This window comes from Methanosarcina sp. MSH10X1, from assembly GCF_004099695.1.
Lineage (GTDB): Archaea > Halobacteriota > Methanosarcinia > Methanosarcinales > Methanosarcinaceae > Methanosarcina.
Genome location: NZ_SCHL01000036.1, coordinates 1 through 9,591, shown reverse-complemented (window position 1 = coordinate 9,591; position 9,591 = coordinate 1). Strand labels below are relative to the sequence as shown.

Sequence of the window (9,591 nt, the reverse complement as noted above, 5' to 3'; positions counted from 1 at the left end):
TAAGAGTTATGGTTGGTCCAATGGACTCCGGAAGGCTCCCAGGCTGGATGGAGAAGAACTGGCCTCCAAAATAATAAGCAATCATTAATAAAATGTGAATATGAAGATTCCGTGTCAAAAGACACGGAATAAAGTTTTTTGCAACTCTAACAAAGCCCAATTGTCAAGTTTACTTTCCGAATATGTTCCAATCGAAAAAAGTGATATAAAATCGATTTTTTTGCCGTGATGAACACAGATTTACCTTATTTTTACACCTAAATAGCTCCATGGCTGAGTCACAAAAAAGAAATCATACGGGGATGAAAATCATCCCATCCCCTTGTTCAGCGTAGATAATGCGAACAATCGTTTTCGATAATGAAAAAGAGAGTTTCAGGTGTAAGGTCCACAACGCCTTCTTGACGTCGAAGCTTTTGCGTTCCTCAACTGTCTTCCGGTTTTTATCGATTTTCTCTTTCAAAAACTTCATGACAAGCGTCTGATTAGGTTCATGAAAATGCAATCAGACTTCAATCAGACTTCAATCAGACTTCAATCAGACTTCAATCAGACTTCAATCATACTTAATACCTGAAACCAATAATGAAAACATCAACCACGCACTGATGGAGTCTTGTTTTTGATTTTTATTTTAATGTCACCTTTTTTTGCATCACTTGAAAGCCCACTGTTTTCTTCAAACCATCTACAGTACTCCTCGGGGCATTGAGTTTGTGGGCATTCATGTATATACGCCAGGACATCATTCATTTTTGCAGTAGCTAATGACACAGAAGTATCTGCGCTTCCGTAATAAATACGGATTTCATCGTCCACCACAACCCACCCGCAGGGGAAAACAACATCGTTTACATCTCCGCTGCGTTCATAAAGCTCGCGAGGTCCAAAAACCCATCCTTCTGACCTGTGGAGCACTTTTCTGGGATCTTCAAGATCAAGAAGAGCCAGCCCAAGCCTGTAGCTTGCTTTAGAAGTTGTCTGGCGTACTCCATGGTACATAATTAGCCATCCATCAGGTGTACGTAGTGGCTGTGGAGATAATCCGATTTTTCGGGCATCCCACCATCCGCCTTCTCGAGCATATAGAAGAACTTCGTGTTCTCCCCAATATTTCATATCCGGAGAAAAGGATATCCAGATATTTGCCTTCGCACCCGCCATACCAGATACAGGCCTGTGCAGCATTGCCCATTTGCCTTTAAATCTTACAGGAAAGACAGCAGCATCTTTATTTTCAGGCGGTAGGGTAGCACCTACCCGATCAAAATTACGGAAATCTTTGGTATACGCAAGTGCCGGTAAAGGACCCGAGTCAGAAAAAGCCGTATACGCTACAGCCCATTTCCCCATCTCATCTATGTAAGTTATACGTGGGTCTTCAATGCCGTATATTTCTTCAGGGAAATTCACAGGGTCTGGCATAAAGGTTGGCTCCGGATCAATTTCCCAGCCGTCAATCCCATTCTCACTCCTGGCTACTGTAAAGTGAGAAAAGCCCCGGTGGTCTTCGACACGCACAATTAATAAAGTTGTCCCGTTAACTATAGCGGCTGCAGGGTTAAATACCGAGTGAGCTCGATATGGCCAATCATCAACGGTAAGTATAGGGTTTTTAATACTCCTCTGGAATAGCTCTCCATAGTCTTTCCACATCATATCTACCTCATTCTGCCTGGGTTATTGATAGCGGCTCTTTTTCTTTTGCAGAACATGTCACTTACTTCGGGCTGGATGCTGTACTGAAGGACTTATCCGGGCTCTGTAGAAATCTTCAGAATAAAAAAGCTCCAATTATTGAACTGAATGACATTATATAATTATTTCTATATTTTCAGCCTAATGAAGCTAACTGAAAACTTCCTCCACGCCCGCATGCTCGCGAAGTGAGCAGATATCGGGCGGTTACTGGCAAAAAAAGGACAGAACCTAAAAAGACAACCGTGAAATAATGCATAGACTTTATCATAAATGTCTGTGTACAAAAATAAATTAAGTTTCAACCTCTCTAAAACTAATGTGGTATAAAGCAAATTTTGCAAAAATCAAGCACACTACCTGACTGGACAGTTTCTACGCTAATATAAAATAGAATCGCAGCAAATATTTGAAGAAAAGCATGTAAAAACTAGACATGGATGTAAAAACTAGACATGGAGTAGACCATGAGACAATTTCTCGTAGTTATAACAAAAGAAGATGACTTCTTTATTGCCAGATGTCCTGAGCTCAATGTGACTTCTCAGGGTGAGACCCTTGAGGAAGCCGAAGAGAATATTAAAGAAGCTATAGAACTGTACATTGAGAGTTTCGGTACTGAGGGCCTTCCGCAACAAGTTTCTAAACCTTATCTGACGCTTGTGGAAGTAGCCAATGTTTAAATTACCAGTTATCTCCGGAAAAGAACTTGTAAATGCATTGGAGAAGGCTGGATTTGTTGTTGTGAGGCAAAAGGGAAGCCATGTATCACTTCAAAAGATGACCAGAGAAGGAACTTACAGAACAGTTGCTCCTTTACATACAGGACTTGCCAAGGGAACACTTCTTGATATTCTTCATCAAATTGGCTTAAGCAAAGAAGAATTACTAGATTTACTCTAAACGTTAGCTTCTTTTTTGTCAGTGACCGCTTGAATCTACTCAAGAGGTGAGCATTCGAGCATTTAGGAAGTTTTAGATGATTTCAACTCTCCATGTTTTTATACTAAATTACTCTGAATTGAAATTCTACCACTTTTTGGATAGGCTCTAAGTTGCGATAGCCCGATGGATAAGTTACAGAAATAAAATAATGATTTGGGGATGAGAACCAATCCCATCCCTTTACTCGCCATAAATAACGCGAACAATTTTCGATGATGCAAAAAAGAGTTTCAGGCGTAGGGGTTCCGCAGCGCCTTGTTGACGCCGAAGCTCTTACGCTCCTCAACCGTCTTCCTGTTTTTATCGATCTTTTCCTTTGCAAGCTTTGTGACAAGATCGAGACCGGGCTTGACGTCTTCAATGGGTTTTGTCTCGAACATGCCCGCAGCGACCGCTTTGGACCAGATTTCGTTCCCCTTCTTGGTGCGAATGAAAACCGTGGACCAGCCGTCAGGGCTTCCGACCGAGCCGGTTGAAATGTCGGCGAGATTGGAGACATAGTCGAGGCAGACGTGGCAGCCGGGCTGCTCGTATTTGTGGGTTGCCTTGATGGGCAGGCTAGATACGTTTCCGCGGTTAGTGTAGACCCAGAACTTGCCTTTTCCGATATCCATCCTCTTCACGGAGCTGAGGCTCTGCGCCGCATGATCCTCGACAATGGTTTGCAGGGACTTGTATGGGAAGTTCTCCATACAGAAAAGCCCGACTGTGAAGGCGACTTTGTCCGGGACATCCCGCATGTTGATTGGATAGAGCTGAGCCTTCCTGACTGCCTGCATCTGGCAGCAGACGCCGGTGACGCCTACCTTGTCGAGGCCGAAGGACCGGGTTGCTTCTTTGAGCCAGGAGATCTGGGGGCTGATGCTGTATTTTGTCCCTCGTGCCTTGAGAATGTCCTCACGGCTCATCGCGACGAGAGGTTTGGGCTCCCAGGGTCGATCACCTTCTCCTGCCACAATGGTTCCGTCAATGATTCCCTGCTCGAGGGCATAGACCATAAGAGTGGTGGCGATACCGCCGTCCTGCGCTTTCTGGAGGATTTCCTTGTCCGTGCTTCTTGCCGAGACACATGTTATGTATTTGCCGAGATATGGATCTTCAATCATCTCTCTCACCTCATTTAAGTGCTCCAGCAATTATCTCGCTGATGCTCTCGAATTCCTCCATCACGTCGAAGTTGAAGAACGACCTCGGGCAGGCGCCGTAACAGGAGCCGCACTTGATGCAGAGGTCACGCTCGCCCTGCGGCTTCCCGAACTCAAGGGAAATCGCCCGCACAGGGCAGGATGCAGCGCAGGTGCCGCAGCCCATGCAGAGGCCCTGGTTGATCACGTCAGTCATCAGGTCGCAGAAACATCCTGAAGTGCCGCGCTTCGCAAGGTCCATAAGGGGCTTTAAGTACTTGCCTGCAAGAGCCTTCTGATCCTCATTTCCTTCCAGGAGCAGGTACGCCATGATAGCAACGTTCCTTATGAGCTCCGGGCTTGGGGGACATCCGGGAATATAGAGATCCACGTCGATGAGATCCCCGATGGGGAGGAAGGACTCGTGCTGGGGCTGGTTGTGCTGCCCGCCGCGGCTGAAGCGGGTGATGTTCCCATAGCTCGAGCAGGAGCCGAGGGCCACCACGATCTTGGACTTTTTCCGCGTCTCCTTAATCTCCTCCACCGATTCATGGTCCTGGATGCAGACCGATCCTTCGACGAGCGCAACATCCATCTCCGGGATATGCCGGACGTCAGCGAGCGTGAGGCTGTAGACGAGGTCAGCATAGTCGTCCAGGATCTTGATGAGTCCCAAGTTATTATCGGCCACAGACACAAGGCAGCCTGTACAGCCGCTCAAGTGTACATGCCCGAGTTTTATCTTATTTGCCACTGGTTTTGTCTCCTTTGTAGCTTCTACTTTTTCTCCGTTTCAACCTGAACAGGCTTGAATTCCCTGCCCATGGTTTTCTTGATGGAGTTAAGCAGTTCTATAGTTCACCCTGATTTCCTTCAATATCTCTGATACAGCTTCTGGAATGGCTCTCTGTACCTCGTCTGTAATCCCGATGACCATCTCCGGGTCAGATACATACTTCTTCTGGCATGCAAGGACCCGGATCCGGATATCGTCCTTGATGACCTGAAGCGGTTCGGTCAGATCCCAGGAGTGAGCGTCACGGTAGCTCCCCACAGGAAGCTCATCAACGGAGAGCCATCTGAGCTCGCCGGGTTCCCCCCTGAAATCCGCAATGTCCACGATGATAAGAGTCTTCGTGGACTCGGGATTGAGGAGGGTAAAGATGAAATGAGGACCCCCGAGCCCCGCGTCAACTACCGTGACATTTTCGGGAAGCTCGAGTTCCTTGAGACGCTCCACAACTGCGGGCCCGAACCCATCGTCCGCAAAAAGCGGGTTGCCGCAGCCTGCCACCACGATCTCGGAGTACAGCGTTTCCATTTCCTTCACCACTGCATGAGCTTCCGGGCGACTACTTCGTCCTCCTCGTTCACCACAATCATGTGGGTTGCACACGAAACGCATGGGTCATAAGCCCGAACGACCATCTCGGCTATCTGCCAGGGTGCTCCCGTCAGAGCGCGGCTGCAGGTCGGGAAGTTCCAGGTGGTGGGCACAAGCATCTCATACCACAGCACCTTCCCATCCTTTACCCGTGCAAGGTGGACATCGGTTCCACGTGGAGCCTCGTTTGCAGCCCAGCCCATGGAACCGTCTCCCTGGGGGATATAATCTGCCAGGACCTTGCCCGAGGTATTCAGGGAATCAAGGCACTTGAGGATGGTGTAGCAGCAGTCAGGATATTCCATCTGCCTGGCTATGTGCTGTGCGAAGGTGCCCTTCTCGTCGAAGTTTTTGAAAGTAGCAAGTCTTGCCCTCGGGCCGACCTCAACTGGCTGACCGTCGTAGGTAGGGACAGCGTTGCAGGCTTCCATCTGGGGATTGGCTTTGGTGCCGACTTTCGTAGTACCGCCTACTGGATAGCTCGGGTCCTCAAGATCGATGGTTACCTCACCCATGTACCAGTCCCATGGCCGGGTCTCTTTCCACCGGGCGAAGTCCCATGTAGGGTTCTCGTCAAGACTGGATGAGCCGTACATCGGGGATGTAGCCATGACTCCCTGGTTGTGGTACCCAAGAGTTTTGGGAATCGGGATTTGTTTGCCAGCTACGTCGATATACTCCAGGCTCTGCATATTTCTAATGACCTCGAGCATGAACTCCATCTGCTCGTGGGCAAGGACAAGACCTTCCTTTGCCAGGTCAGCCATCTTCTGCTTTGCCAGAGGGCTCACGTTGCGGTACATTCCGCCGATCCTCGGGTTTGAGGGGTGGATTGCCTCGCCGCCTGCGATGGCTCCAATAGTCTGTCCAATCTCGCGAATACGGATTATCCTCGCTGCGATGCTCCTGAAAGGCTCCTCCTTGGCGAATACGTTGAACTTCGTCTCCGTTCCCGGGACGTAAAAGTCCGGGAGGATCAGGATGTTGTGCAGGGCGATGCTGTGGAGGCGGTTCGCGGCATGGAGAATAGTCCTCAGGAGCTTTGCATCCGTGGGGACCTCGCAGCCAATCGAAGCCTCCATGGCCTCGATGCTTGCCAAAGTGTGGGCGATGGGACAGATACCGCAGACCCGAGAAGCAATCTTCGGGACCTGCTCCATCGTCTTACCTATGGCGAGTTTCTCTATACCCCTGACAGGGGTGATGGAGAGCCAATCTCCTCGCTCGATAATACCCTCGTCATTCACCTTCAGGGTGAGCTTGGAGTGACCTTCATGTCTCGTGGTTGGAGAGATTTCTACAACTTTCGTCAATGATATGCCTCGTTTTCGATTCGGTGTTATTCAGGCTGTGCTGTTGTTAAGGCACTCTCTGTGTGATTATTCAAAGATAGTTACCCGTACATAAAGTACATTAATCCCATACTTTCTCCAGCGAGTAGTACCTCAGTATATTAATATTTAACTTCCAATGAAAAAGAGTCGAAAACGCAATATTACATAAATCCTTCCCTCTATAGAGAAAGCCAGCAGAATTAGAAATGCATATATTCATTTTATAAGTTTATTTTTATATTATTTTTGGCAATTTTTATGATAAGAAGATTCCTGAAACCATCAAAAACACAACTAATAAATATAAGCGAAATTACTTAGTGTGGTTCATCAATTGATGAGAAGATCATTAAAGCGCAAGAAGTTAAGAAATGTTGGGAGTTATGCGACGTCTTACATTCGGGAAAAGTCCCTACCGATAAGTTTATGTTAAATTCAAATTTCTGTGAGAAATATAGGCTTTTCTAAAAACGACTTTCATAAAAATTTAAATGTATAAAGGAAAGTGTATAAAGGAAATAGATTATTATATCTAAAAAAATAAAACCGATGAGTTTTGGAAAGCAATCAAACTCATATATAATTTATATAAAACAAACTGTGAAAAAGTTAGTAACGAAAAAGCCTGAAAACTTGCCTGTATGAATTTATCATACTCTCCAAACCATGAGAACTTCGATTCCATCTTCAGTTACAAAACCGTTTTCCAGGCTGAGCCCTGTGGCAATGGCATATTGAGAAGCCGCTGTGATCCATGCAACAGATATCAAAACTGCAGGAAACAAGCCTTAAAAGTAGAGAAGTAGCAACATTTATCCTTAAAAGACTATTTCAGTATATCATTAGGATGGGAAAAATGCTTGCAGTAGCCATATCTCCTTTTTAAACCATTACTGACAATTTCCACTTTGAGCTAAGACAATACAAGAGTTTGGATTATATAAAAATTTACACATATGAAATGTGTCATTAAATTATATAAGAGAATAATTAAAGAGACCTGTTTTAGGCCAGGTTAGATAGCTATGTTTATCCTGGAATGTTGCGATTAAAAGTATTGTATAATTGGTCTTGTCACTATTAAAAACTTGACAAAAAGCAAAAAGTATTTTAAATTGTGACACACATCAATATTATCATTTTTTTGGTGTGTTATCGTGACAACTTGGGACTCTGAAAACTCAAATATGGAAAATAATTCGATTTCCGCGGAAAAAGAATATATTGTTGAACCCTGGACAGACACTCCTAGTTCCTGCGCAGATAATTTAATTTCTCCAGAGCCACTCTGTTTCCAGAAATCAATCAATTATATAAAAAAAAGGCAGTCCAAAATTCATGAAGTGAAAGTAGACTCTGGAGCAAATTATCTTGAAGTAGACTTGAACTGGGGAGATAAAAATGATAAGTTGAGACTGATTACCTACACTCCTTCAGGAAGCAAGCTTGAAACTAACCGTGATAACGCTGATGGACGCATAAATGGTAGGATACACGTCAATATACTTCCATCTAAAGGAGACATGCAGCAGGGTACCTGGCAGTTCAAGATATACGGAGAAGACGTCAGCGGAAAAGAAGGTTACTCATTCAATGTCTATCAGCATTAAGCTTCAAAAAAAGCTTATAGCCTGCTTACTATTTTTTATTTTAATAATAACAGCCGGGGCTACAGAATATACTGTAGAGCCGGCTCCAAGTGATCAATCCGGAGCCTCGATTAGCGGAGAAAAGGTGATAAAGCTAGAAGATATGGTTATACCCTACTGGCAGTTTCTGTTATGGCTGGCCGCAGTGCATATCTCAACGGCAGCTGACTTACTGTACCCTAAAAGACTAGTTTTGACAATAGGCGGATATCGGATTGTAAAGCCTGGAAATGTACTTGACAACTCCAGCCGTTTTAGAGTCTATGGATATATAAAAACCAAACCAGGAGCATATATTGGTGAAATCGTAGAAAAATTAGGCTTAAACAGGGAAACAGTAAAATATCATATAAAAACCCTTGAAGCTCAGAACAAAATCGAAGCCTACAAAAAAGGCGGGAAAACAAGATTCTTTGAAAACAATTTTGCTTATGACAATGAAGAAATGAAAGTTATTTCTGCTCTTCAAAACGTAACGAATCAAAGAATAATTTCAGAAATACTTGCTGGAAATTGTAATACAAATATATCTCTTGCACGTGAACTTGGAGTTTCAAGGGCTACAGTCAGCTGGTATATGAAGAATCTTAGAGAAGCTGATCTTATAATGGAAACAAACGAGGGAAGAAAAACAATTTACAGAATAAGTCATGTGCATAAACTCCTTGTTGAGAAGTATATTAAGTGTTTACAGGATTCCTACAGTAACGAGTGTATGTAAATTTATGCTCGCATGTATATTTGACTTCAGGCTGATTTTTCTGTAAAAACTACATGGAACTCAGAAGAAGCCCGCTTTTTAATAAGTCGTTTAAGAATTTTAAAAAACGTAGATATAAATAAAAAATTAGCTTTGCAGCTGGAAACTTCAGACAAAACCTTTTTTCTGCCCGGATCATAAAGATTTTTCCGGCTCTTCCGTAGAGATCTTTCTGGAAAAATTGCTATTTTCTTTTCTGGCTGGTTCTGTGGAGGCCCCTTATCTATGGGAATTCCGAATGAGGGAGAGGATATTATGATTATGGCACGTGGGAAGATAGAGGAGTCAAATCTCTGCACAAGTGAAAGCAATGAATTCTGTTTTTTGCGATGAAGAAAGGATACATAGCAAGTCGGGATTCACGAAACCTCTGGTATTCTGCTATTGATTTTAATCATCTATTTTGTGGCACTGATTAAGTCGCTAATTGTTAGAGACTATGGTCATAAGTGATATAAGAAAATGTAAAAGTTGTAATGTTTGGAATTCAGCTGTTGCAAGCAGCTATTAAAATCCAAGGTTAAAAAATAGTTAAAAGTAAGTGCGTTCCAAAATTCAAGTTAACAAAAAATAAAGGTTGATAGAATTATGAAAGGACAAATAAAAAGAGTATTAGCTATTTTATTACTATGGGAGCGCAGAGGGTCACGAATACCCCGTCCTTCAGGTCGGGGATGAAGTGAACCCTCGCCTCTTC

General features: G+C 44.2%; 9 protein-coding genes. 4 read left to right on the top strand and 5 right to left on the bottom strand.

The features are described 5' to 3' along the window. Positions 1-594 precede the first annotated feature (594 nt). Positions 595-1,659 (bottom strand): glycosidase, encoded by a 1,065-nt coding sequence (locus EQO05_RS15100; protein WP_128507922.1) that lies wholly within the window; start codon positions 1,657-1,659, stop codon positions 595-597. Positions 1,660-2,165: 506 nt separating this feature from the next. Here EQO05_RS15100 and EQO05_RS15095 point away from each other — a divergent pair. Both EQO05_RS15095 and EQO05_RS15090 read left to right on the top strand, forming a co-directional pair. Next, the gene (locus EQO05_RS15095) at positions 2,166-2,381 is read left to right on the top strand and encodes a type II toxin-antitoxin system HicB family antitoxin (RefSeq protein ID WP_128507920.1); all 216 of its coding nucleotides are present in this window, start codon (positions 2,166-2,168) and stop codon (positions 2,379-2,381) included. Then, the gene (locus EQO05_RS15090; RefSeq protein WP_128507918.1) at positions 2,374-2,601 is read left to right on the top strand and encodes a type II toxin-antitoxin system HicA family toxin; all 228 of its coding nucleotides are present in this window, start codon (positions 2,374-2,376) and stop codon (positions 2,599-2,601) included. Before EQO05_RS15095 ends, EQO05_RS15090 begins: the two co-directional genes overlap by 8 nt. A gap of 272 nt (positions 2,602-2,873) precedes the next feature. Here EQO05_RS15090 and frhB read toward each other — a convergent pair whose 3' ends face one another. The 4 genes from frhB to frhA all read right to left on the bottom strand — a co-directional run bounded on the left by frhB (position 2,874) and on the right by frhA (position 6,464). Continuing rightward, entirely contained in the window at positions 2,874-3,749 is an 876-nt protein-coding gene (frhB, locus tag EQO05_RS15085) for a coenzyme F420 hydrogenase subunit beta (RefSeq protein ID WP_128507916.1), read from the bottom strand. 10 nt (positions 3,750-3,759) lie between these two features. After that, positions 3,760-4,521: a coenzyme F420 hydrogenase subunit gamma gene (gene frhG / locus EQO05_RS15080; RefSeq protein ID WP_128507914.1), complete on the bottom strand. Its 762-nt coding sequence runs from the start codon at positions 4,519-4,521 to the stop codon at positions 3,760-3,762. A gap of 87 nt (positions 4,522-4,608) precedes the next feature. Further along, on the bottom strand, positions 4,609-5,088 hold the full coding sequence (gene frhD / locus EQO05_RS15075) for a coenzyme F420-reducing hydrogenase, FrhD protein (RefSeq protein WP_205793840.1): 480 nt from the start codon (positions 5,086-5,088) through the stop codon (positions 4,609-4,611). A gap of 5 nt (positions 5,089-5,093) precedes the next feature. Then, the gene (frhA, locus tag EQO05_RS15070; RefSeq protein WP_128507910.1) at positions 5,094-6,464 is read right to left on the bottom strand and encodes a coenzyme F420 hydrogenase subunit alpha; all 1,371 of its coding nucleotides are present in this window, start codon (positions 6,462-6,464) and stop codon (positions 5,094-5,096) included. A gap of 1,178 nt (positions 6,465-7,642) precedes the next feature. Here frhA and EQO05_RS15065 point away from each other — a divergent pair. Continuing rightward, positions 7,643-8,095 carry a hypothetical protein gene (locus EQO05_RS15065; RefSeq protein WP_240664781.1) on the top strand — a complete coding sequence of 151 codons (453 nt, stop codon included), beginning with the start codon at positions 7,643-7,645 and terminating at the stop codon, positions 8,093-8,095. Then, on the top strand, positions 8,079-8,855 hold the full coding sequence (locus EQO05_RS15060; RefSeq protein ID WP_128507908.1) for a winged helix-turn-helix transcriptional regulator: 777 nt from the start codon (positions 8,079-8,081) through the stop codon (positions 8,853-8,855). The genes EQO05_RS15065 and EQO05_RS15060 overlap by 17 nt, the downstream gene beginning before the upstream one ends. Positions 8,856-9,591 lie beyond the last annotated feature (736 nt).

What these genes read in the sequence shown, in the direction of transcription:
- frhB (WP_128507916.1), bottom strand. Translation starts at nt 3,749, where the DNA reads ATGATTGAAGATCCATATCTCGGCAAATACATAACATGTGTCTCGGCA.
- EQO05_RS15100 (WP_128507922.1), bottom strand. Translation starts at nt 1,659, where the DNA reads ATGATGTGGAAAGACTATGGAGAGCTATTCCAGAGGAGTATTAAAAAC.
- EQO05_RS15095 (WP_128507920.1), top strand. Translation starts at nt 2,166, where the DNA reads ATGAGACAATTTCTCGTAGTTATAACAAAAGAAGATGACTTCTTTATT.
- EQO05_RS15090 (WP_128507918.1), top strand. Translation starts at nt 2,374, where the DNA reads ATGTTTAAATTACCAGTTATCTCCGGAAAAGAACTTGTAAATGCATTG.
- frhD (WP_205793840.1), bottom strand. Translation starts at nt 5,088, where the DNA reads ATGGAAACGCTGTACTCCGAGATCGTGGTGGCAGGCTGCGGCAACCCG.
- EQO05_RS15060 (WP_128507908.1), top strand. Translation starts at nt 8,079, where the DNA reads ATGTCTATCAGCATTAAGCTTCAAAAAAAGCTTATAGCCTGCTTACTA.